This window comes from Bradyrhizobium brasilense, assembly GCF_029714345.1.
In the GTDB taxonomy this organism is placed as follows: domain Bacteria; phylum Pseudomonadota; class Alphaproteobacteria; order Rhizobiales; family Xanthobacteraceae; genus Bradyrhizobium; species Bradyrhizobium australafricanum.
In genome coordinates this window covers 6,872,072-6,895,209 of sequence record NZ_CP121669.1, presented here as the reverse complement: position 1 = coordinate 6,895,209, position 23,138 = coordinate 6,872,072, and the positions used below count along the sequence as shown (strand labels likewise).

Below are 23,138 nucleotides of genomic sequence, written 5' to 3'. Positions count from 1 at the left end.
TGACCAATGTAGGAAAGTTGACGAACGCAGGCGTGACAAGCCCCAGAATCAAGCATTTTCAGTTGGCGCGCCGTTTGCTTCGTTCACGGCGTCAGCACTGATCGCTTCCAAGCAGCGGTTGGCCAGGAGGTTACCTTATGTTGCGAGCTGAGGTAGAGCGATACGTCGAGTATCCCACGAAACAGCGTCGTCTACTCTAAACTCTCAAACAGAACGCTACAGGTCTTCGACGTATGGAGACCAGTTTGAGATACGCAGTCGTACTGTCGTCCATAACCCCATAAGTCGCATGCGCCTTCGTGTCCCAGCGGCGATGTCTGGCACCTGTTTGGATGCTTCCAGATATGTGTTCATAGAAGTCATTGTGCAGCTATGAAAAGAAGTCCAACGGTCCCGCGGATAAATGAAGCGAATACGCATCCCGTTGATGTGTATATATCTCCCGTCAACTTGACAGCCAATGGCAGAGCGCATCTGGGCCATGCCGCTGGGCCATATCTCAGAATGGATGTTGTACAGAAGCACCTGAAGCGGGCGGGGCATCATGTCCGTTCTGGACTGACGACTGACGGTTTCGAGAACCATGTCCTGGTCCGAGCGGCTCTTGAGAACATTGACCCGTCCACTTTGGCGCATGGCTTCCATATCAGAATTGTCGAAGATCTCGCCTCCGTCGGTGTCGTTTTCGATCATTTCGATGATCCAGCGCATGGCAGCAATCTGTTGCGCTTTTCGAAGGTCGGCAACGCGCTGATGGGCGCCTTATCTGCAGCGCGCTCGCTTCGTTTCCTCGCGGGTCGCTTACCAGTGGACGATGCGGGTTCTACTGCCAGACCAGAAGGGCGTTTCTGCATCGGAGGCTGGTTTGGTGCAACCTGTCCGCTTTGCCTGGCATCAGCGGGGAGCTTCTTCTGCGAACGGTGTGGACATCATTTTGAGCCCGAGGAAGCGTTGAATCCAGTATCCAGGCGCGGGCGGATTGTCGAATGGTTGGAAAACGTCTCCGCATTCCTTTCAATTTCGGGAAAGGACCGACTTCTACGGGAGTGGGACGATACGGCCATCGAATCCAGCTTTCTGGAGATAGGGAAACGGTACGTCGCACGTAAAGGGCAGCAAATGCGGCTGACCGTACCGGGACTACACGGGCTGGCTTGGAATTCACGACATTTCAACGGCCAGCAGATACTGTTTAGCTACTCCTCGTTACTCTACGCTCATTCTCTCTATTGCGGTTACAAGGACACGGAGGGCACCCACAAGCCCAATCCTTTTGCGCGCGAGTCCAATGCGTTCCTCATTGGCGGTACCGGTATCGATAACACAATCCCGATGCTTGTCGGCGTTACTGGATGCGCATTGGGTCAGAACTCGTTCCGCCCATTTGATCGAATTTTTTTCAATCACTTCCTTCGGCTGAACGGTTCGAAGTTCTCCACTAGTCGCGGCCACGTGATCTGGGCAGGCGAAATCGCTCGAATTCCAAATATATCGGTCGACGTCCTCAGAGTGTACCTGTCGGAAATCTGCCCGGAAGAAGCCGAGACCGACTTGGTGCCAGGGCGCTTGGTCGATCGTTACAACGCGGTTCTCGGCAAGATGTCTGCGGCAATCGACCGCTGCACGGAGTCCCTAAACTCGATGCCTTCTCTCGCTGGATGTCACGTTGATGGTGCGATGATGGTTACGTTGGATCGACTCTACGAAAAGCAGTGCGCCGCGCTTTCGCTCGACCGTCTGCGGGTATCGCAATCGTCGCGGCCGCTTATCGAATGGGTTGATCATCTTGATGGCTCGCCGAACCATAAGACCGCCTACGCCTGGCTTATGGGGTTCTGCATACTGGCTTGGCCGCTCATGCCCAAGATAACAGAAGCCCTATGGCGTTGGCTCGGTCATGGCGGCCATCCAGTTGCCGTACGCGCTTCGACACCTTCACCTCACCGAAATGGAGCGGCACCGAAGATCGATGCGCGCAGGTTGGCGGTTTCAGATATTGAACGATGCCTTCCGGGAAGGATTGCAGCGTGACAGTCGCGAACATCGTTCCTGCCGAGAAGCTGCCCAGTGCAATCCCGTTAGAAGTCTCCATTCCTTTTATGCTCGGTAGTATCAGCTTGGCCGCATCCTATGGCTCGAGCTTCTTTCTCGTCGACGCTCTGCGGTCCATTCAACAAAGCGCCACGACCGCCGGAGCCGTTATCTCGACTGGTACGATCGCAACGATATTGTGTTCGCTAATGGTCGGCCGGATCGCGGATTCACTTGGCCTGATGCGAACTATCACCGTAGCCGCGGTAATGATGGCAGGCGCGATGATATGTTTTGCGTTAGTGTCAACTCTAACGCTCTTCGCGTACGTCGGAGGACTTTTTCTCGGCATTGGGTGGTCCGGCTTCTATATGCTGGCGCCGCTCCAAGTCCTGGGTCACGTGCGGGCTGAAGCCCGTATCAAGTATCTTACCTTGCTTTCCGGGTCCCAGATGCTGGGTATCGGACTTGCTTCTCCTCTCGCGCGCACCGTCGCGGTGACTGCGGGATCCTACATTGCGGTGTACGCCCTGTTCGCCGCCGCATGTCTCGTTGGCGCGACGTTCTTGGAGTTCGCCGGTAGGGGGCTGGCGCAAGCTCCTCAGACCAAATTGCCAACTATACGTCTCAACGTGGAAGGCGTGCTAAAAGCCCTCAAATCGAACACGCGATATCCGATCATCATGATCGGCCTTGGGGGATGCGTTTTCGCCGGTCTTTTCACATTCCAAACGCTTTATGCTGCATCGCGATCGCAGTCTGCGGACACATTCTTTCTGGTTTTCACGCTGACAGCCGTCTTCATGCGGTTTGCTGTGGCGCCGATAATTGGAAAATTTCGTCTTGAACGCGTAGCCGCGGTTCTCAGTATATGCACTGTCGCAGGGCTATTCATCCTCTTCGTGAATGTAGCCAGCACGGCGAACTACATCATCGGAACAATGGTGTTCGCGCTGGGATATGGTCTCAACTATTCGACCCTGAACAGTATGGTCGTCTACATTGCTGATACGGATGGGACGTCGTTGGCTATTGCTTCTCAAGTCTTCACACTTTCCTACTTCATTGGCCTATTCGGATTTCCATACATCGCAGGGCAAATCGTGAAGGCCGGCGGCTTCGATAATCTGCTGATAACCATGATGGTGCTTATCGTCGCGAACGCAGTCCTTCTTGCAACTCAAGTTTTCTCGGGCAGCCGAGAACATTGACTGGCTCCTTGTAGGGATAATGGAATGCTGAAGCACGCCGACAGCTATAACGTCATCGCGATCGGTGCGGGGCCGGCTAATCTGAGTCTGGCAGCGCTTGCGGCTCCGATTCTGGACATTTCGTTGAATGTCCTTGAGAGCTCAGAGAAGGTAAAGTGGCATCCCGGTCTGCTTTTGGCAGGTGCCGTCATGCAAACCAGCCCGCTAAAGGACTTGGTCACACCGGCTGATCCGACGAATGCATACAGTTTCCTCGCCTACTTGCATGATAAGAAGCGACTTTATCAAGCTATTGTTCGGGGGCTGGCGTCTGTTACTCGTAATGAATTTGAGGACTATTTGCGCTGGGCAGCGGCGAAGCTGGCGAACATTCATTTCGGAGAGCACGTGAGCGCAGTCGAACTGCGGGGCGAGGCCTTTAATATCATAACGAATTGCCGCAATTACCAAACCGGTACGATTGTGCTTGGCGTGGGCAGGGTGCCGTCTGTTCCTGAGTGGGGCAGGAATGCGCCGCCAAATGAGGTGTTTCACGGGAGTACCCTTCTCCTGCGGCGACGTGAGCTTTCCGGCAAGCGTGTCGTGGTCGTAGGTGGCGGCCAAAGCGGGGCTGAAATATTCCTTCATCTCCTCAGTGGTGCATGCGGTCCATTGGGAACCCTGACCTGGGTGACGCGCCGCGCGAGCATATTCGCGCTCGAAGACAGTCCTTTCGTCAATGAATGGTTCTTTCCGCAGCATGGTGATTGGTTTTTTGACCAGAGTGAAGCCGCCCGGAACCAAATTCTTGAGCGACAATCGTTGGCGAGCGATGGCGTGAACTGCTCGACGCTGCGCGCCATCTACAATGCGCTGTACGACCGCGAGGTTCATAGACGGTCCTATCCGGCTCACGTAAAGATATACGTGGACACCACGGCGGAGGACTTGCGCGGCATGTCTCCCTTTCGCTTGGATTTGCGTCAGCGGAAGACAGGCACTTGTTCACAACATGTCGCAGACATTGTCGTCTTAGCCACAGGCTACCGCACCGAAATCCCATCGTTTCTGGAGCCGATCGCAGGCCGGCTCAAGGTCTTGAATGCCCCGGGTGGCTCGCAAGAGATCGTGGTCGACAAAGAGTTCTCGGCTCGCTTTGACGGTCCCGTAAAGTGCCGCTTGTATATCCAGAATGGCGCACGCCTTCAGCATGGCATCGCTGATACAAATCTAAGCCTGGTTCCTTGGCGCGCTTCGGTAATCCTCAATTCGATCATCGGCCGAGTAGCCTACGATTGCGGGCCGGGAACTGGCGTCATCGAGTGGAGTAGCGTTGGCTTCGACGGCTCCTGCTGACCGGCGAACAAGTCTGCCACGACCACGGGATAGTCTTTCGGAGTATACCATGAAGAATGCACAGTTGATGGCCCTGGGCAACATGACGGTCTATAGCCCCGGTGTCGTCTTGCAGCACGTTGAAGAAATCGCTGAGTCCGGGACCCCTTGTCCCGTCGAGCTCATCGAATTTCGGCTGGATCCGTTCGCTGTGTCGACGCCTCATTCCCATTCTTCCTGCGAGATCTGGCGCATCACGAGTGGCCAAGGTCGGGTGATAACTGACGATGGAGAATTGTCCGTCAAGGCAGGCGATCTGGTTTTTCTGCAGCCACGTCGAACCCATTATTTGGAAAATCGCGGCAGCGAAATTCTGTGCGCTTTGTCTATCGCCTGGGAGGGAGCTCGATGACCGACAGCATTTACGACCTGGTGGTCGTCGGGGCCGGCGTCATGGGCCTGAGTGCCGCCTTCCTTGCAGCGAACAGCCGGCCGCGGGATAGAATCGTGATCTTCGATCGAGAGACCGTTGGGGCAGGTGCCAGTGGGTTTGCCCCCGGAATCCAAATCAACATTGGTCGTAATGAAAAGGAAAGAAGCCTCCTCAATCGTGGTTCAAAGATTTGGCGAGAGATCTATCCCCAAGGGCAATGGCCCAGCGGTCGAGAGTGCGACGTATTTTGGTTGACGCGTGATCCGGAAGAACTCACGCGAACGAGCTGTGTGGTCGGTACTGCCCCATCGACTTCTTTTGCGCTCAGGGAAAGGCTTTTATCGCTGCCGCAATTTTTGATTCCCGGCGATATGGTCGTAGCACTGGATCGAGGGTCTTACTGCCCAGTCAATTCCATTGTTCGGGACCTGGCCCAACGGCTCAAGGCTGTCGGGACTTCGATACGGGAGCGCACATCGATTGCACGGATACGGCAGCGACCGAGCCATATTCGTCTTCAGACATCTGATGATAGCGAACTCTCGGCGAGGCGGGCGGTTCTGGCAATCGGTCCATGGCTGCCAGAGTCACCGTTGCGCGCGCATTTCGCGGAGGGGCCGCGATTGCGAGTTAAAAAGGTCGTCGCGCTTCACTTGGCGGCGCGCCCTACAACGAACTGTCCAATGGTCGGCTTGTTCGATGACTATGCGTTCCTGATTCCTATGATCGAGGAGGGGTATTGGTTGTTCAGTTTCACCTCGCAAGAATGGGATGTGAGACCTGACCCCGGCGGGCTGCACGTCAGTTCGGATGATCTGGCACGCGCCACCGCAATCCTAACAAAATGGTTTTCTCCTGACATTCCCGCGGTCGCATCAGCGCGTGTGTTTTGCGACTGCTATTCTGACGATGGTGTCCCGTTCTCTTGCCCAGCTCAAGATGTCGCCGGGCTGTATGTCATTGGCGGCGGTGCAGGTAACGGGTTTCGTTTTGGGCCCGCCTGCGCGGAAGAGGCAATTCGATCGCTGTATTCTCACCATTGATAGTCGTCGGCGTGCCGTGATGAGGAGACATATGCCGGTTGGTCTCGAAGCCAATCCCTATCATGAACCTGTAGATGCCGTTCGCGAGACGTCGAGATCGACCATGATTGTTGATCTCAGCGCCATTGAAGCCAACTATCGGAAGTGCCAGCGGCTTGCGCCTCGCAGCGCTTGCGGCGCCGTCCTCAAGGCCGATGCCTATGGTCTTGGCGCGACACGTATAGCGCCCTTCCTGGCTTCCCTCGGCTGCGCGCATTTTTTCGTCGCTGATGTGGAGGAGGGCGTCGCCCTGCGCGATGTGCTGCCATCATCGGCAAGGATCTATATGCTCTACGGCGCTATGCCGGGCATGGAGCTGGCGGCCGAGCAGCACAATTTGCTGCCGATCCTCAACAGCAGGGAACAATTGGAGGCCTGGCTTCGGCATTGCCGACTTCGCAATCGCGCGCTGCCCGCAGGAATTCATGTCGACACGGGCCTGTCTCGATTGGGGTTTTCCATTGATGAGTTGCGCACAATCGCCGAAAATAGAAACGAATTATCTGAATTGCCTGTCGTGCTGTTCATGAGTCAGCTCGCCTGCGCAGAGTGGCGAAACGAGATCTGTCTCCAACAACTGAATCGGTTTCGCAGACTTTCCCATTTGTTCCCGAATGCGCATCGTTCCCTATCGAATTCGGCCGGACTGTTCGCCGGACGTGAGTTTCATTTTGACCTCGTAAGATCGGGTGGAGGAATTTTCGGCTTCTCGACGTCCGATGATCCCGATTTCAAGCCAATGCAAGTTGTTCATCTGCGGACGAAAATTATTCAATGCCGTAAAGTCGAGCATGGGGAAGCGATCGGATACTTCAGGTCCTACACAGTAAAGAAGCGGATGCGGGTCGCGACCGCCGCGATTGGTTATGCAGATGGATTTCCGCGTGCTCTGGGTAATCGAGGGCATGTCTACATAAATAGTCGTCGTGCGTCTATCGTCGGCTTCGTTTCGATGGATCTTATTACCATTGACGTAACTGATCTGCCCGAGAGTTGGACGCCGCCCGGGGCAGTGGTGGACCTCATTTGCCCCGAGCAGACTGTCGGGGATATGGCGTCAGCCGCGAAAATGCTGAGCGACGAATTGACTACGGCGATGGGAAGACGATGCCGTAGGCTTTACGTCTCATCCGCAAGAGATGATATGAGGCACCGGTGAACTCTTCCGCGCTCCGATCCCAGCAAGTCAATCGAGCGATCTACCTAGGCGATGAAGGCGTACGTCTCATGCGTCCGAGCTACTTCACTGCCGAGGTGCGGCAATTTCATCATCGTGAAAGACTATTTTACCTCGATCTCCTGTGCAAGACCCACTACAAGTTGATCGTAGAAGTAGGTTGTAGTGGCTACCGCCTTATCGGCATCAAGAACGATGACAATGATTATCTTGGCATCGAAATAAATCCGCCTCGTATTCGCCGGTTAAAGAGCAGGAGAGGAGCGGTTATCCGCTGCGAGGCCAGAAAATTTTTCAAAAGAACGCGGCTAATCGACGAGATAATGCGCCGATATGACGGAAAGGTGCTCTGCATACTGCCATTTAATTTTATTGGCACGATGGATGCGCCGATGGAATTTCTGTCGCTGGTCTGTAAAGCGCCGTTTGATCTAGCGTTGTCGCTCTTTTCGACGAGCGAGACGGCAACGGTGGCTCGCCACGAATACTATGACCTTTGTGGCATCACCGTTAAGGGGGTGGCACGCACGGATGACTATGTTCGATTAGATTGTTCCAACGGGTTCAAGGCGTTCGCTTTCGATCCGGTCTTTCTGGTGAACCACATATCGTCGTATGGCTTCCGCTTGAATGAGGTGGAATGTTATGATGTCTGTAACTTCCTTCATTTCAAAAAAGGAGCCTCCCGAAATGAGGGGCAGGATAATGCCGACTGAGCCAGAAACAGATATTAGGTTATCGACGCCAGCCGGATCACTAGAAAGCAAGCAGCACGGAAAGCCACGGCTAGTTGCATAGGCCGGCACCATTATCAACGACGAGCTTACAACAACCCAAGCCGAGACCTGCGACTCCCGCCGATCGAGACGGTGCCTAGTCTGAAGTGTTTTTCAGCTTCGTCCCTGTTGCCTAGATAAAGCAGAAATCGTCCCTGCCAGCCTAGGCGTTCCGAGAACAAAGCACCCTGTTCGGCTTTCTTGAGACTGTGTCGTCCAAGCCACCAAAGGTCTGGGGCTTCGGCTTATGTTGACCCGGAGCGAGGACTTCCATGTACGATGTCTACTTGAACGAACGGAACGATCTTCTTGTCGTTCCTCGAGGCAACTCCATTCCGATCGATCTCAACAGAAACTGGCGGAAGAAGCGTATCGTGCGCTCGGTCAGCGAGCAGATCCGCGAAGATGTTCGGATCTACGGCTACCATCGGCGGAAGTTGCCGTTAAGTCGTTCGATGAACAAGTTAGCTTGATCTACAAACGACGAGCGATCGGCAAATAAAATGTGAACGGTCGTAAAGTCTAGGCGTTTGATTTTCGGACCGATTGGCGCGCCGAGAGCACTGAACCTCTTTATGGGCCGGAACGCGATCGCCTACTACACGGGGGACTTGAGTTCATTCCGAGCGGCTTCTGCGCCCAGTGGTTCGCACGGTATATCCGTGTTTGAAACCATGCCGCGAAGGGAGTCAATTTGGGAACAGCGGTCGCGGAGCGGTTCAGCAGCCCCGGAAATCCATGTGGGAGCCCGATTCATTTTCAAGCCGAGCGGCGCCGGGAGAGAAGTCAGACTAGCCATCTTAGGCTGGTCTGAGCGCCGCTGATATAAACAGCTGGATGGCTTCGGCCGTTGGGGTTCTCGTGGCCAACTGCCGATCCAACTCAGCCTGACAATGGCTGTGTGGTTGCAAGTTTGCCCGAAGTTGAAAACCCTGGCATTGCTGCCAGGGTTCTGCCTGTCGATTCTTTTGAGAGGAGGGATCAGAAGTCCATGCCGCCCATGCCTCCGCCCGGAGGCATGGCGGGACCGGGCGCGATCTTCTTCGGCAGCTCGGCAACCATCGCTTCCGTCGTGATCAGCAACGCCGCCACCGAGGAGGCGTTCTGGACCGCGATGCGCACGACCTTGGTCGGGTCAATAATGCCCTTGGAGACAAGGTTGCTGTACTCGCCAGTCTGCGCGTCGTAGCCGTAAGAGTACTGATCCTTCTCCAGGACTTTACCGACCACGACCGAGCCATCTTCACCGGCGTTGATCGCGATCTGCCGAGCCGGCCAGGACAGCGCCTTGCGCACGATCTCGACGCCGGTCTTCTGGTCGTCGTTCGTGGTGCGCAGGCCCTTGAGCTGCTCGGAGGCACGGAGCAGGGCGACGCCGCCGCCCGGCAGGATGCCTTCCTCGACAGCCGCGCGGGTCGCGTGCATCGCGTCATCAACGCGATCCTTGCGCTCCTTCACCTCAACCTCGGTCGCGCCGCCGACGCGGATCACCGCGACGCCGCCTGCGAGCTTGGCGAGGCGCTCCTGCAGCTTCTCACGGTCGTAGTCCGAGGTGGTCTCCTCGATCTGCGCCTTGATCTGGGCAACGCGGGCGTCGATGTCGGCCTTCTTGCCGGCGCCGTTGACGATCGTGGTGTTCTCCTTGTCGATCATCACCTTCTTGGCGCGACCGAGCATCTGCAGCGTGACGTTCTCGAGCTTGATGCCGAGGTCTTCCGAGATGGCCTGGCCGCCGGTCAGGATCGCGATGTCCTGCAGCATGGCCTTGCGGCGATCGCCGAAGCCCGGAGCCTTGACGGCCGCGACCTTCAGGCCGCCACGCAGACGGTTGACGACGAGGGTGGCGAGGGCTTCGCCTTCGACGTCCTCGGCGACGATGACCAGCGGCTTGCCGGTCTGCACCACGGCCTCGAGCAGCGGCAGCAGCTCGTTCAGCGAGGAGAGCTTCTTCTCGTTGATCAGGATGTAGGCGTCGTCCATCTCAACGCGCATCTTGTCGGCGTTGGTGACGAAGTAGGGCGAGATGTAGCCGCGATCGAACTGCATGCCCTCGACGACGTCGAGCTCGGTCTCGAGCGACTTGGCTTCCTCGACCGTGATCACGCCCTCGTTGCCGACCTTCTTCATGGCGTCGGCGAGGAACTTGCCGATCTCGGCATCGCCGTTGGCCGAAATGGTGCCGACCTGGGCGATCTCCTCGTTCGAGGTGACCTTCTTCGAGTTCTTCTGGAGGTCCGCAACGACGGCTTCGACCGCGAGGTCGATACCGCGCTTCAGGTCCATCGGGTTCATGCCGGCGGCGACCGACTTGGCGCCTTCGCGCACGATGGCAGCCGCAAGCACGGTCGCGGTGGTGGTGCCGTCGCCGGCAGCGTCCGCCGCCTTGGCCGCGACCTCGCGCACCATCTGGGCGCCCATGTTCTCGAACTTCTCCTCGAGCTCCACCTCCTTGGCGACGGCGACGCCGTCTTTGGTGATGCGGGGAGCGCCAAACGACTTCTCGAGCACCACGTTGCGGCCCTTCGGACCGAGGGTGACCTGCACGGCGTTGGCGAGAATGTCGACGCCGCGCAACATGCGGTCTCGCGCTTCTACGCCGAACTTGACTTCCTTGGCTGACATAATCGAACTTCCTCAGTTTAATTCTTATCCTTCGACGCGCCCGGCAAGGCGTGCGTCAGGGGTGAGTGGTTGCGAGCGCTGGACTAGGCGGCTTTCTTCTTGGAAAACACATCGGTGAGAACGCCCATGATGTCGCTCTCCTTCATGATCAACAGCTCCTGACCGTCGACCTTGACCTCGGTGCCTGACCACTTTCCGAACAGCACGCGATCGCCCACCTCCACGTCGATCGGAATCAGCTTACCGGTCTCGTCACGGCCGCCTGGGCCAACCGCGACGACTTCGCCCTGCGAGGGCTTTTCCTTGGCACTGTCCGGAATGATGATGCCGCCAGCAGTCTTCTCTTCGGCGTCGATGCGCTTGACCACGACGCGGTCGTGAAGCGGACGGAAATTCATGCAGGCCTCCTGAGCATTTGAACGAGTGGCGAACGCCACATTGTAACAACACTCATGATAGCAAGAGCCAGGCCAAAGGTGAGCGGAGCCACTCTGCCTGCGGTTCAGCTGAATCGCACGCATGGCCTGTGTGTGTCAGTCGGAAACAGACGCCGTCATGTACTCAACCAGCTAAGCTGTTGCGAACATGACATTGCGTATCGTCAAATACGGCCATATTGAGCTGCTCGGTTCTCGATTGAAAGCTGCGTGCCAGAGCGGCAATCGCTTGCAGCCGCGATTAGCCAAAAAATGGATCCGATGAGCGTTGCATAAATGTCTTGCCGCCAGCTGTTCCAGAGTGCAGACGATGCTGCCAGGGCTGCGCATGATTAGTTTGCCAGACATTGTCTCCAGGCAGCTTGGTACCGCGATGCGTGCGATACTGAAGAGTTCGTCAAGAAGCCCCGCTCGATAAATATGATGTCGTGGCGGAATAACAGATGTGCCAACTATCTCGATTCAGACCGGCTTCCGTAAAGAAGCAGTGTGCTTTTCCAGAAGTCGCATTGTGAATTGTCTCCCTCCGGAAGTGATACACCGTCGCTCAAAAATTGACCGAGTTTATTCCGATTGTTCGTAAACCGAGAGTGAGGAGGTAGGTCTTGTTCGGCAATGGCGGTGCCGGACCAACGGAGTAGTCGTAAGAACTTACGTAGTTCGCCGCCAGAACGAAGCAATCGTCGACATAGCCAGCGCCGAAAACATACTGATTGATCTTGTTGGACTGGAGATCCCAACGCGCCGAACCCGTCACCACCCAATTCTCGGCGACTTTAAGCGAACCGGTGGTCATAATCCCCCCGCGGCGCGCCTGATAGCCGAGCTCCGGCTGCGCCGCATAGTCGCCATACGTCACGCTTGCAGACCAGCGGTCGAAGTTCGCGCTGGCCTGGGCCTCGAACCGGTTGATGTTCCAGGTCGCCTCGTCCATCCGCGAGCGGACGCTGAACGTGTAGGTGCGGTTGGGCGAGTAGGCGAGGCTCGCGACATAGTCCGAGCGCGGATTCTGCAGGCCGGAATCTATGCCGGTGTTGGTGACGTCCGCGACCGCGAACGAGTTCAACCCGAACATCTGGTAAGACTGTCCGAACATTGCCTTGACGCTGCCGCCGCGATCGAACTGCGTGGTGGCCTGCACGCCGACATTGGCGCGGCTGCCGCCCTCGACGCGGTCGTAGCCGGAGAACTTGTCGATCGCGAACAGGTTGCTGGTGTCGAATACAAAACTTTGTGCGTCCTCGTTCGGAAGCTTGCCGGCCTTTGGTTCGTCGGGCCGGATGATGACCTGCGCGATCGGCTCGATGGTCGTCGTGCCCCACGGCTGCACGTTGATGAAGGGGTAGCGGTATTCGAAGCCGACGGTCGGCATCAGGCGGACCGTCTGGGTGTCGCCGACCGGTAGGAAGTTGGAAACGCCCGGCTGGTTCGAGATGTCGGCGTTGATGGCATCGGCGCGGACGCCGACGAACGGCGTCCAGATCTGGCCGAACGGGTCGGTATAGGATTTACGCCACTGCGCCTCGGCGGTCAGCCTTGTGTAGGTGCCCGGCATGCCGCGCAGCAGGCACTGCGACGGCGTGCGCGCCATCGGATCAGCGGACGTGGTCATGCACAACGGGTTGAGAGGGTTGGCGGCCTGTGCCGTGATCGGGTCGAACACCGCGGTTTCGCGGGTCAGGTTGGTGAAGTTCATCTTGTAGCTGAACTCGCCGCCCAGGATGTTGTTGTTAATCACGTGGTTGTAGTCGATGACGGGCGCGACCACCGGGACCTTGTTCTGGTTGCCCGAGTAGCTGAGATAGTAGATCGTGCGCGCGTCGAAGAAGCTGCGGTTGCCGACGCCGGTCAGATAGAGCTGCGAGATCGCTTCGGTCGGCAGCGACAGGAACGATCCGAACGGATCCTTGTACTGGGCGAGCCGGTAGTCGGACATGAAGTAGTAGTCGGACAGCACGACGCCATCCCAGCCCCAGACCCATTTGTCGTTCAGCGCGAACTGGCCCTTGGTCTCAACGCCCCAGCGAAAGCTGCGGTGACCCGGCTGGCCTTTGAAGGCGTCTTGATCGAGCTGGTCGATGCCGTAAAGCCGGACCTGATAGGAGCCATCTACGAAGCGCTGGCGGAATTCGGTCTGCAGCAGCACGCCCTGCCTGGTCGTGATGCGCGGAGTGAAGGTCGCGTCCATGTCCGGCGCGATCGCCCAGTAATACGGAATTTCGACGCCGACGCCGAACGCCGAATACGTGGTGAAGCCCGGCATCAGGAAACCGCTCTTGCGCTTCACGGTCGGATCGGGCGTCGAGAAATAGGGCAGATACTCCATCGGAACGCCGAAGAATTCGAGCTGGGCGTTCTCGAAATACAGCATCTTCTCGGTCTGGTTATGGATGATGCGCGCGCCCTTGACCTGCCAGAGCGGCGGCTTCTTCGGATCATCCTTACAGGGCGCGCAGGCGGTATAAACGCCGTTGTCGAACACCGTGTAATTGCCGCTGGACCGATCGGCGCGGGTCGCCGCCATGCGGGTCTGGTCTTCCGTGTCGACGCGCAGCGAATCGACGAACCCGTCGCGGTAGTCGTCGCTGAGATCAAGGATGTTGGCGTAGGTGATCTTGCCTTCCGCATCGGTCATGCGGATGTTGCCTTCGGCATGAAGACGCTTGGTCTTCTGATCGTAGATGACCTTGTCGGCCTCGACGCTGGTGCCGTTGTAGAACATCTGGACGTTGCCGACGGCCGAGATGCGCTGGTTGTTGTAGTCGTAATCGACCTCGGTCGCCTGAACGAGCATGTGATTGTTGTCGATCAGGTTTGCCCTGTTAGCTCGCGGTTGGTGCTGATTGTAGATGAAGCCCTGCGCCGATGCGGTCGCGGGCGCAATGACGGAACAGGCAGTCGCAACAACACCCGCGACCATAAGCATTAAGCCACGGCGGCCAGCGATCGCGACTGTCCACTCCTGAGGTGTCGCTGGCTCAGTAAGGCCCACCTGCCGAGCGAGAGAAGAACGGCGACAATCCCGGCTAACGCCCGCGCAGCACGATCCTCGTGGCAGATCCAACATAGCACTGATTCCAATCAATCGAACAAGTCCATCTGAGCCTTTACGGGATTGCGCCGTCATCGACAGAACGGAATGTCTCGCATCTGAAGCAATCGACGTGCCATTGCATCTTTGCTGACGTTGGCGAGCCATGACTGTAGATTCTGCGACATTGACGTCTCGGATTTGACGCGGCTCGGCGCGGTCACGACACGAATTGTCAATGGTGACGATGCTCTAAGCGTTAGTCCGTGCAATCACCGCTGCCACAGCGCGCCAGCGTTCACGCTCGTAAGCACGATGAACTAGAACGCTCGTTGCCGTGCGAGTTACCAACCTCATGAAGGCAACCGCCAAGCTAGCCCGCCGGCTTTGCCCTACCGTAGCCTCTTCAGTGCGCCACGATGTTCGGTCTGACGATCTTGTGCTCGTCGAGTATGTGTTCGCCCTCAGCGAACCGTCTTCCGGCCGGGTTTACTTCTATGAGGGCCGATTAGATCGCCGCGTCCCTGGCGGCCAACAAAGCAATCAGTGGCTTTCAATTGCCGGTGCTGCGCTTGTCGGGATCGGTGTTTCTTCACGTTTGACGCCAGAACGTCGGTGCCACCTGGCAGCAAGTATCACCCGTGTCCTTGATTTGCAGAATCGTCCCTGAAAATGGTGGTCCCGGGACAGACCGAACTCAATCCAGGTCAATGCCCTGATCCATGAGCGGCCACCATTATTGGAGCGGCACCACCATTCTTGGCCAGTAGACAACGGCTCAGAATGACATTCGTCGCCTCGGTAGCCCAATTGTCCGCAAAGGACCGTTCCACGTTTACGCGAGGAATTCCTCCGCCGGGATCGCTAGCCTCTTGGACAAAAGCGTCGGCCAACGAGTTCCGCAATCCTGAGATTGTTTCCATGTCGGACGGCGAGATCGCGCAAACCGCAGTTTTGTTGCCTGCGTCCATGTACACCTGTGGCCCAAAGCCGTCACGGCTGGCATTAAATGCCATGATCAGGGTGTAGGTGATCTTGGTGCCGTTCGAGGATGTAAATGTATGGCTTCCCCGCGAGGCGACAGTGGATATCGGATCAAAAATGGCAGGCCAATCTGCATAGAGCTTCGGACGCTGCTGCCCGGTAACCTTTATTCCGGCAGAATCCGCAACCTGATCGTCCGCACATTCGCCAGGGCACGAGAGTGCTGGAAAGCTGGCTGTAGCCTGCGGAGCAGTGGTCTGATCGAGGCAGAAGAGGTCGACGACAGCTCTGGTCGGCACGGGACGTCGTTGCGATTGCGTGAAATCCAAGATTGATAGCGAAAGGAGCTTTGCTTGGGAACTCCCCGAACCGCAGTCGTTGGAGCAAGTGAGCGGCGCCACAGACATGCTCGCTATGCCGGCAAGCAATGCGAGGCCCACGAAACACAGGTGCAGAAAATATCGTGATTGTCGAATCGGTCTATCGACTGGCATGGCTATAAAATCCGCCGCCGACTGCGCCGAGGCGATCGCCAACGACCGATCGTTCCTCTCTCCTGTCGCTCAGATGTCACTGCTTTCTGCCGAGGTTGTTTGTGTCTCTCAAATGCGAAGCGACGCCGTCTCGTGACTCGTCACCACATCATCGATGCTGCGAAGCGCGGGTGCCGATGCCGTGGACAAAAAGCAATCTTCGTGCCTCGCGCACGGCGCAGTTTTGCGAAGGCTTCGTGGTATGCGCGTGCCTTCGAGACATCGATGATTGTCTGGATCCGGACAAACTCGATGCAGCAGTGCGTCGGAATGCGTGCACCAACGACCGATAATATGCTGTTGCCGGTTGATATGCGTATTGGAGCGGTACGCTTATCCGTGCGAGGAGTCCGATGGTCATCCTTAAGCCGCGACCGGCCGATCTGGAGTCGCTCCCCAGGAGCGTTTGGCGTGATCGCGTCCCGCTTCAGGCCGAGCAATCCATGACTGCGACCTCGAAAAGTTGCGGTTGCGCGAATTTGGAAAGGCAGCCGTTAGCTGGCAGCGTGATATTTGGCCGGTCGTTAACCGCGCTCGAGGAAATTGCCACTGTCATTCAGGAAGCGACAACCCTGCCCGAAACCGCCCTATCAAAAAGCGGCCCCTCTAAAGTAGCGACGAAGCCTATCCGTTGGCTGCTGGAGGCACATCGGAATCTGTTATTCGCTCCTCGTGCAGGTCCCGATTGCCCCCTGATAAAGCTGTCGTTGCAGGGCAATTGCTGGGGCGTTCCCAGTGACAGGCTCCTGTTCGTGTCACATTGGTCGCCGCCATGGATGAAGGGGCTGGGCGAGCACATCAAATATATACGTTGATATACGTTGTGCAGGGGCGTCCGGCGTGTGATTGCGGTATCGAGAATGAAACTCACCCGATCCTTGCGCCAATGGAAAGACAAACAGTGTCGTCTGTAGAAGTACACCAGCACATCGTCTCACTTCTTCAGAAACCGAATCCTGTTATCCTTGATATCGGCTGCAATGACGGAACCGATACGCAACATTTCCTCAACCTGTGCCCGCAAGCTCAAATCTTCAGCTTTGAGCCGGACCCCAGAGCGATCGCGCGTTTCAAACAGAAGCTGGGCCCGTCCTTGGCTAAGGTAAAGCTGCTTGAAATCGCGATCAGCGATCGAAACGGAACAATCGATTTCCATCCAAGCAATGCAGATGGTGATGCGAAGGAGTGGGACCTTTCCGGCTCGATACGCCGCCCGAAAAATCATCTCACCGAGTATGATTGGGTTCGTTTCGATGGCCCCGTCCCGGTTCAAACGCGACGGCTTGATGATTGGTGCAACGAAGCTGGGCTGAACACGGTGGATTTCATCTGGATGGATGTCCAGGGAGCCGAAGCCGACGTGATCGCCGGCGGCATGCAGACCTTGAGCAACACGCGATTCATCTACACGGAATATAGCGACCGGGAGCTCTACGAAGGGCAACTGTCGTTACAAGCCATTCTTGATCTATTGCCGTCATTCGAAGTAGCGGCTCATTATCCCCGTGCTGTAGAGGGTGATGTATTGCTCAAGAATACGCGCTTCTAACGCCTGCCAAATATCCAGCCCTCATTTACCGCTGGAAGACTTGCCCCGGTTCTCTGCAGCGTGGCGCTGCAGGACGGCCGATCACCAAGCGAATGGATACGGCGGTCCGGACAGGCGCGTTCCGCCGTTCCCTTCTCGTCGCGGTGGCCATGCAGGCTTTGGCGATAGCGCACGTAGGTGGAACCCTCGATAACTTCTATGATTGTTTGGAGATCATTTGTTTGGCGGGCTGGCACGGCCCGCGACTCTGAGGGGAGCAGCTCGAGCTTTCTCAGATGCCTGAACCAACACTGCCAGCCGGCGCTCAAAGCGTTTAATCGTCTGAACTGCTGCTGTATGCTCTGGTCCTCTAGGAAGCCGATCCACTGCTTCGAACAAATGCCAAAGCATCTGCATCAGTTCTCGTAGATCCTTGAGATGCGCCACTTCGATTACGTGCTTTGCGTCGCTATTGTTGCGTCATGCTGAAACGTTCGTCTCCAGCCCAAGTCAATCGCCAGTGGGGCGTTGGATAGCGAACTCGTCGCCGCTCATCGGCTGCAGCTTGTATTCCGGGATACGTCGCCGGTACAAGGCATCGTCGATGAGCCTCTGCGACATCATGCAAGAATATGCCTGCATCAGCGCATGATCCCGTAAAATCAACGCCTGCCGTGTGGGGGCGAATCCATTCATTGAACGAAGACCTGCAATGACCGTGCCATCGCTAGCTCAATGCAAGAAAAGCATGGATGTGCGGATGCTAACTCGCAATTGATCGCAATATCTGGCTGGTGGTAAACTCAAAATCCTGGTCGGCACTATGCACGTTACTGTCCGGAGCAAGAATTGTGTCGACTTGGCCTGGCGAGGATCATCTTGATCGCTCGCAAAGCCACGCGCGAGAAAGGCGCCCGAACCAAAAGATAGAGCAGATAGGGCCCATGCTTGCGTCCGCCTCGGAGCAGATGGCGCTCTCAGCTCTGAATTTAGCTCCCGTCTGGTCACCCAAGCACGAATGATCGTGATCGTAACGCGGGCGGTTTAACTCTCAGCCATCCTTGTCAGTCGATTGAGAGCCGCGGCAGCGGACGGGCGCCCCTGATCAGATGGGCCTGCGCGGCCACCTCAGCAAGATAGTTGTCCATCGCACTTCGGGCGGTGGCTGTACCAGGGTGGCGGAAGTTCACGGAAATTCCGTCCTGCCAGCGACTGATCCATAGGTATGTCTCGCAAGCATCGGAGCTGCGGCTAATCAGAAATCGCGTCCGCCAGTGAGGCCAGCGGTCCGATCCGGGCACCGTCCGATTGTCCATATAGGATACCATGAAACGGTCGCGCAGTGTGGTGCCGAGCAGCTCCATGGCCTTTGAAAATGGCACCTGAGCCGTTTTCTTGGCGCGTTTGAGTTCGAACCGGGCGGCGTTCAGGATTTCCGGCAACGTATCGGCCACCCGGAAGCTCACCGGGCTCATCCCGACATACCATCCAACCGAACGCATCGATCGCAGATCGTACCTGGTGTGAAAGGGTGCAACGGCGTGGAATTGTCGTTGGTTCGCCAGTGTCTTTCCTGCCAGCGCCAGACAGGCGAAAATTCCCGTCGCCGCGTTTCCGCCCTGGGACCTGCAGCCGCGATCGAATTCGCATGCGCCAGCCGCATCGAGCAACCACATTTTTCCGCTCCGCTGCAAGGATCTCTCCGGCGTATCGAATGATAGCGGAAAGTCCGGCAATTGACCGCCGTTCGCCGCGATCAGCTCGCGCCAATGGCAGATAGCAGGATGGTCATCGGTTAGATCGGTCAATCGCTCTCGTTCGGCCTCGGCGTGATCCAGATAGCTGTGCACCGCCGCCAGCTGGGGTTCCACTCGACGGATCGCGGCGGTGTACAGCTCGCGGATCTCATACGGTACCAAGGCCATCGAGTAGGCATCGCTAACAGAGTGGTCGGAGGCGAACAGGAGGCTCGTGGATGTCGGCCGGCTGATCGTCACGAAGACATACGCCGGCCAGCGCAGCGGGTTGGTCTCCGCGTCAAATAGTTTTTCGAGCAACTGAGCAGTTTCGCCGCTGTCAGCGCAGTCACTCACCACGGTTTGCTCAAGCGCTGCAGCGCCTGGATCAATCGTGGCGCGACGCATTGCCGATCCATCTTTGGCCAATCGGCTGCGTAATACCTCGTGCCGATCGACCCAGCCGAGGATCGCTTTGGTCAGAGCAGCGGCGTTGAGCTCGCCTGGCAACTCGAATGCTGCGCCGAGCCAGCCCGGTCGGCCATCGTCCGCAGAGCGAAGATGTTCCTCTTGCACATAGGAAGGGCGGCGCGGGTCAGCCCGCCAGCTGATCGGCTCGGGGACGTTGATCCGCCAAACCATGAGCCGCCCAGGCTGCCGATCGAGATCGCCAAGTTCTTTGATGTCCATGAGCCAGTCCGTCACCGGTCATAGAGGCAAGCTGCGCGCCTGGCGCAGCGGCGATCGCCAAATCCACACTATCGAGGCCATGCCAAGCACGCTGCTTGCGAGCAACGTGGTACGCAGGCTCGTCGCAGCAGCGGCTGCGCCGCCGGCCAGCGCCCCCAATGAGGCCAGTCCCCACACCACGCTGCGGATACTCGCATTGATCCGGCCCTGTAAGTGCGGCGGGACCAACGCATATCGAATGGGAACCTGCTGCACGTTGTAGATTCCTTGTCCGATCCACAGCATGAATTGGGAGAGGGTCACGCATGCCACTGCGGTCAACCAGGGCTGGGTGAGCAGGGCCGCCAAGCTCATTCCGCCGGCGCTCACCGCCAAACCGATCATTAAAGTTGGGCCGAGGCCGATCGCCCGGCCCACCCGCGGTGAGCTAGCCGCGCCGACCACACCGCCAAGCGCACCGATGCCGAGCGCCATGCCGACGAGCCGGCTGTCAAACCCGAGATCCTTGGTCAAATGCAGCAGAAACGCCGCAGAATACGCGCTGTGCCAAAAGATGAATGTGCCGCTGGCCAACGTGACTGCCCGCAAAATCGGATTGCTGAACAGGCTTGCCAAACCCTCGGCGACTTGGCCGAGCACTGCTCTCGGCGCGGCCTCCGAGCACCCAGCGTTACGCAGGGGCACCAGGGACAGCAACGCGGCGGCAAGCAAAAATGAAACCGAGTCCGCCAGTATTGCGGTCGGGGCAGAGAATTCGTTGACGAGCCAACCGGCCAGGAACGGACCTGCTGCCATCGCGCCCGCTTGGCTGAGCTCCAATGAACTCTGTGCCCGAACCAGCTGTGAGCGATCTAGCAGGGTGGGTATGCACGCCAGATAAGCCACGTCAGCGATCACTGCGGCAACCCCAACCAGCATGCTCGTCGTGTACAACTGAACCAGTCCAAGATGTCCAAGGTTGGCGAACAAGGGAATTGTGGCCAACGTCGCCGCCATCACCAGATTGGCGGTCAAAAGGATCCGCCGATGCGGGAGGCGGTCCACGACGACCCCGGCGAACAGACTCACCACCAGGTACGGCGCTCGACCGCAGGCCAGCAGCAACCCCGTTTGCGCCGGTCCCGCGTCCAGCAACGTGATTGCGGTTAGCGGCAGCGCCAGCAAGGTTACATTAGAGCCCAGCAGCGAAATGGTCTGGCCGACGAGCAGCGCAAGATAGCTTCGTGGCAGTCCACGAGGCGCGGCGGAACAGCCCGGGCGGCTCACGCGTCGCCAGACGGGCGGGGAGCCGACAGATACCCCAGTCGGCTCAGCTCACTTTCGGCGATCTGCTCGAATTCCTCGATCTGGGCTCGCGTCAGATCTTGGACGTAACGACCGATCCTGCCTCGGTGCAGCGGTTTCCCCGCAGCCTCGGCGGCCGGATGGCCGTGCGGTTGTTCGAACAATACGTGCTCGTATTCAGCGTGACGCAGCACGGCCTCATCCCAAGGCAAGCCGAGGTGATCCAGGATTCGGGCCAGGGTGGGACGGGGACTGCTTACAAGATCCTCGTAACGCACCTCAAGATAGCGGCCAGGCGGCGCGATTCGATGTGGCTGGGATACCACTTCCAGCCAACCGCGCGCGGCATCGGCAACAGTTCGGTATCCCCAATCGGGAACGGTTTTCAGATGAGAAGCGGCAACGTCGCGGCCGTCCCGCACGATATGCACGAAATGTGCGCGCGGCCACTGCCGGGCGAAGGCGTCGGTCTGGGCAATCTTGCGCTGCAGTTTCAAGCCCCAGCGCCGGGCCCCACTACGACTTCGGCGCAACTCGCCCATCTCGTTGATAAGGCGGCATCGGGCGGCGAACGAAACAATGTCGTCGCCCATCTCGACCATCACCTTGCTGACCAACCCACGCATATCATCGAAGTCGAGGCCGAACCGGCGGCACTGGACCACAAAATGCACCCCATCATACCAGAACGGATCGACCGTGTTTTTGGTCATGCCGGCGACACGGAAATCGCCGGCCGCCAGCAGGTCAATTGCGCTCAAGATGTGAGTGCCGAGATTGGGCGGTTCGAGGAAGTCGATCTCCGGCCCGGCTACCAGATCCAGATGCGAATCCAGCACGATGCTCAGCAATGTGGTGCCCGAGCGGTTCTCGCCGCCGAGCAGCACCGGCGATGTGGAAAATGGATTGAGCAGCGGCATAACGGTGTTCTCTGTTGGAAAATGCCTGCTCATCTGCAGACGGGTCCGGCGAACCAGCGCCGAACAGCTCCCGGGGTGGCCACGAAATGATCCCTGGCGAACCGTACAGCGGCCGCGACTGGATCCGGGTCGCCGCTGGTACTCTCCATACGGGACAGAGCAGCCGGCAGGGCCTCCCCAGCGGCCTCGACAGCCGCCTTTACATCGGCGTCGGATACCGCCGCCGATGGCATGAAGCGGCCACCGTACTGCATGAGGAAACCCCGGGCCCACATCTCCTGGAAAAAGGTGTGGCCAAGTTCGGCGTTGGCAAATACGACATCGAACATAGTCGGCCAGGCGAATGCCCATGCCGCGACGTGCTGTCTGACGAAGACCTCGTTGAGCCCCTTGATCAGTTGCTCGCCAACCTCGCGCATCCGAGCCAGCAAGATCCCGTCGCGCAACGCGTGCAGGGTGCTCAGTGCGGCCGCGAACGGGGTAACCTCGCGCTGGTAGGTGTTGCCCATGTATGTCTTCTCGGCGGCGGCGAGTACGTCCGCGCGACCCGCGACTGCGGATAGCGCCATTCCATTGGCCAGTCCTTTGCTTAGCGTGATCAGATCGGGCGTGAGGCCGACCGCCATGTGGTAGCCGCCAATGCCATAGCGGAATCCGGTCATCACCTCATCAAGGATGAGCAAGGCGCCGTGCCGATGCACCAGCCTCTGTAGTTCCTGATGGTATTCGGGCGGAAAGAAGTTGACCTCGGGGGTGACGATCACCGCGGCGACACGCTGGACGCTTGCCAACTCGTCGAGCAAGTCCAGGTTGTAGCGGAAATCCACGCTGTCTCGGTCCCGATTGGGTAGCCCCATCTCTGGTCGGTCCTGCAACTGCCAGTCGTGCCAGCCATGATATCCGCTGGTAAGCACATGGTTCAGCCCTGTGAATGCGCGGGCAAGGCGGACGGCGGCGGTAGTCGCACACGATCCGGTGCGGAAGAAAATTGAGCGTTCCGCAACGGGGAAGATCTCCGCCAACCGTTCGGCCAGTTCGACCCGGTGCACGGACAGCGGGCCGGGCAATATGCCGCCGGTACGGCGCATCTCGGCGGCGGCGTGCGCCAGGACCGGCTCGTATCCGGCACCGAGCGGCGCGGCACCACTACAGGAAGTGAAATCGACATATTGTCGTCCATCGATGTCCCATGCATGCGCACCTGAAGCGCGCGCCATGACGACCGGAAAGCGCCTGTTGAGATCCCATTTTTCCGACGCGGTGACGCGCAACGCGCGGCGTAGTGCTGATCTGTGTGCGTCGGCCGCGGCCGCGGTTGCAGTCGGGGTGGCGATGGACATGAGCCGTCT

Annotated in this window: 18 protein-coding genes; 9 read left to right on the top strand and 9 right to left on the bottom strand. The window is 58.0% G+C overall.

From position 1 onward, the window contains the following. Window positions 1-504 precede the first annotated feature (504 nt). The 8 genes from QA635_RS32110 to QA635_RS32075 all read left to right on the top strand — a co-directional run bounded on the left by QA635_RS32110 (window position 505) and on the right by QA635_RS32075 (window position 8,497). A complete protein-coding gene (locus QA635_RS32110; RefSeq protein ID WP_283063643.1) occupies window positions 505-2,031 on the top strand; it encodes a class I tRNA ligase family protein in 1,527 nt (508 codons plus the stop codon). After that, complete coding sequence (locus QA635_RS32105; RefSeq protein ID WP_283063642.1) at window positions 2,028-3,242, top strand: MFS transporter; 1,215 nt, start codon at window positions 2,028-2,030, stop codon at window positions 3,240-3,242. The genes QA635_RS32110 and QA635_RS32105 overlap by 4 nt, the downstream gene beginning before the upstream one ends. A 24-nt stretch (window positions 3,243-3,266) precedes the next feature. Next, window positions 3,267-4,577 carry a lysine N(6)-hydroxylase/L-ornithine N(5)-oxygenase family protein gene (locus QA635_RS32100; protein WP_283063641.1) on the top strand — a complete coding sequence of 437 codons (1,311 nt, stop codon included), beginning with the start codon at window positions 3,267-3,269 and terminating at the stop codon, window positions 4,575-4,577. 49 nt (window positions 4,578-4,626) lie between these two features. Continuing rightward, window positions 4,627-4,968 carry a cupin domain-containing protein gene (locus QA635_RS32095; protein ID WP_283063640.1) on the top strand — a complete coding sequence of 114 codons (342 nt, stop codon included), beginning with the start codon at window positions 4,627-4,629 and terminating at the stop codon, window positions 4,966-4,968. After that, on the top strand, window positions 4,965-6,032 hold the full coding sequence (locus QA635_RS32090) for an NAD(P)/FAD-dependent oxidoreductase (protein ID WP_283063639.1): 1,068 nt from the start codon (window positions 4,965-4,967) through the stop codon (window positions 6,030-6,032). Before QA635_RS32095 ends, QA635_RS32090 begins: the two co-directional genes overlap by 4 nt. 31 nt (window positions 6,033-6,063) lie before the next feature. Then, a complete protein-coding gene (gene alr, locus QA635_RS32085) occupies window positions 6,064-7,230 on the top strand; it encodes an alanine racemase (RefSeq protein WP_283063638.1) in 1,167 nt (388 codons plus the stop codon). A 68-nt stretch (window positions 7,231-7,298) separates the two neighbouring features. Then, window positions 7,299-7,964, top strand: a complete 666-nt coding sequence (locus tag QA635_RS32080; protein ID WP_283063637.1) for a hypothetical protein — start codon at window positions 7,299-7,301, stop codon at window positions 7,962-7,964. 332 nt (window positions 7,965-8,296) lie between these two features. Continuing rightward, complete coding sequence (locus tag QA635_RS32075) at window positions 8,297-8,497, top strand: hypothetical protein (protein WP_075968505.1); 201 nt, start codon at window positions 8,297-8,299, stop codon at window positions 8,495-8,497. Between the two features lie 508 nt (window positions 8,498-9,005). On the opposite strand, the gene groL is transcribed toward QA635_RS32075, so the two are convergent. The 4 genes from groL to QA635_RS32055 form a co-directional block, all read right to left on the bottom strand. Next, window positions 9,006-10,646, bottom strand: a complete 1,641-nt coding sequence (gene groL / locus QA635_RS32070) for a chaperonin GroEL (protein WP_283063636.1) — start codon at window positions 10,644-10,646, stop codon at window positions 9,006-9,008. Window positions 10,647-10,729: 83 nt separating this feature from the next. Next, window positions 10,730-11,044, bottom strand: coding sequence for a co-chaperone GroES (groES, locus tag QA635_RS32065; RefSeq protein WP_283063635.1), 315 nt, complete (start codon window positions 11,042-11,044; stop codon window positions 10,730-10,732). 586 nt (window positions 11,045-11,630) lie between these two features. Next, window positions 11,631-14,009: an LPS-assembly protein LptD gene (locus tag QA635_RS32060; protein ID WP_283063634.1), complete on the bottom strand. Its 2,379-nt coding sequence runs from the start codon at window positions 14,007-14,009 to the stop codon at window positions 11,631-11,633. An 812-nt stretch (window positions 14,010-14,821) separates the two neighbouring features. Then, complete coding sequence (locus QA635_RS32055) at window positions 14,822-15,634, bottom strand: hypothetical protein (protein WP_283063633.1); 813 nt, start codon at window positions 15,632-15,634, stop codon at window positions 14,822-14,824. An 898-nt stretch (window positions 15,635-16,532) separates the two neighbouring features. On the opposite strand from QA635_RS32055, the gene QA635_RS32050 reads away from it, so the two are divergent. Further along, complete coding sequence (locus tag QA635_RS32050) at window positions 16,533-17,180, top strand: FkbM family methyltransferase (protein ID WP_283063632.1); 648 nt, start codon at window positions 16,533-16,535, stop codon at window positions 17,178-17,180. 489 nt (window positions 17,181-17,669) lie between these two features. On the opposite strand, the gene QA635_RS32045 is transcribed toward QA635_RS32050, so the two are convergent. From QA635_RS32045 to QA635_RS32025, 5 genes are all read right to left on the bottom strand, one after another. Beyond that, complete coding sequence (locus QA635_RS32045) at window positions 17,670-17,855, bottom strand: hypothetical protein (RefSeq protein WP_283063631.1); 186 nt, start codon at window positions 17,853-17,855, stop codon at window positions 17,670-17,672. Between the two features lie 368 nt (window positions 17,856-18,223). Beyond that, the gene (locus tag QA635_RS32040) at window positions 18,224-19,585 is read right to left on the bottom strand and encodes a condensation domain-containing protein (RefSeq protein WP_283063630.1); all 1,362 of its coding nucleotides are present in this window, start codon (window positions 19,583-19,585) and stop codon (window positions 18,224-18,226) included. An 18-nt stretch (window positions 19,586-19,603) separates the two neighbouring features. Then, entirely contained in the window at window positions 19,604-20,851 is a 1,248-nt protein-coding gene (locus tag QA635_RS32035; protein WP_283063629.1) for an MFS transporter, read from the bottom strand. Beyond that, complete coding sequence (locus QA635_RS32030; protein WP_283063628.1) at window positions 20,848-21,822, bottom strand: sulfotransferase family protein; 975 nt, start codon at window positions 21,820-21,822, stop codon at window positions 20,848-20,850. Before QA635_RS32030 ends, QA635_RS32035 begins: the two co-directional genes overlap by 4 nt. Next, the gene (locus QA635_RS32025; protein ID WP_283063627.1) at window positions 21,819-23,129 is read right to left on the bottom strand and encodes an aminotransferase class III-fold pyridoxal phosphate-dependent enzyme; all 1,311 of its coding nucleotides are present in this window, start codon (window positions 23,127-23,129) and stop codon (window positions 21,819-21,821) included. The genes QA635_RS32030 and QA635_RS32025 overlap by 4 nt, the downstream gene beginning before the upstream one ends. Window positions 23,130-23,138 lie beyond the last annotated feature (9 nt).

Bases quoted from the DNA above. Each gene is read 5' to 3' on its own strand.
- QA635_RS32110 (WP_283063643.1), top strand. From the start codon at position 505: ATGGATGTTGTACAGAAGCACCTGAAGCGGGCGGGGCATCATGTCCGT.
- QA635_RS32100 (WP_283063641.1), top strand. From the start codon at position 3,267: ATGCTGAAGCACGCCGACAGCTATAACGTCATCGCGATCGGTGCGGGG.
- QA635_RS32095 (WP_283063640.1), top strand. From the start codon at position 4,627: ATGAAGAATGCACAGTTGATGGCCCTGGGCAACATGACGGTCTATAGC.
- QA635_RS32090 (WP_283063639.1), top strand. From the start codon at position 4,965: ATGACCGACAGCATTTACGACCTGGTGGTCGTCGGGGCCGGCGTCATG.
- alr (WP_283063638.1), top strand. From the start codon at position 6,064: ATGCCGGTTGGTCTCGAAGCCAATCCCTATCATGAACCTGTAGATGCC.
- QA635_RS32080 (WP_283063637.1), top strand. From the start codon at position 7,299: ATGCGTCCGAGCTACTTCACTGCCGAGGTGCGGCAATTTCATCATCGT.
- QA635_RS32075 (WP_075968505.1), top strand. From the start codon at position 8,297: ATGTACGATGTCTACTTGAACGAACGGAACGATCTTCTTGTCGTTCCT.
- groL (WP_283063636.1), bottom strand. From the start codon at position 10,646: ATGTCAGCCAAGGAAGTCAAGTTCGGCGTAGAAGCGCGAGACCGCATG.
- groES (WP_283063635.1), bottom strand. From the start codon at position 11,044: ATGAATTTCCGTCCGCTTCACGACCGCGTCGTGGTCAAGCGCATCGAC.
- QA635_RS32060 (WP_283063634.1), bottom strand. From the start codon at position 14,009: ATGCTTATGGTCGCGGGTGTTGTTGCGACTGCCTGTTCCGTCATTGCG.
- QA635_RS32045 (WP_283063631.1), bottom strand. From the start codon at position 17,855: ATGAATGGATTCGCCCCCACACGGCAGGCGTTGATTTTACGGGATCAT.
- QA635_RS32040 (WP_283063630.1), bottom strand. From the start codon at position 19,585: ATGGACATCAAAGAACTTGGCGATCTCGATCGGCAGCCTGGGCGGCTC.
- QA635_RS32030 (WP_283063628.1), bottom strand. From the start codon at position 21,822: ATGAGCAGGCATTTTCCAACAGAGAACACCGTTATGCCGCTGCTCAAT.
- QA635_RS32025 (WP_283063627.1), bottom strand. From the start codon at position 23,129: ATGTCCATCGCCACCCCGACTGCAACCGCGGCCGCGGCCGACGCACAC.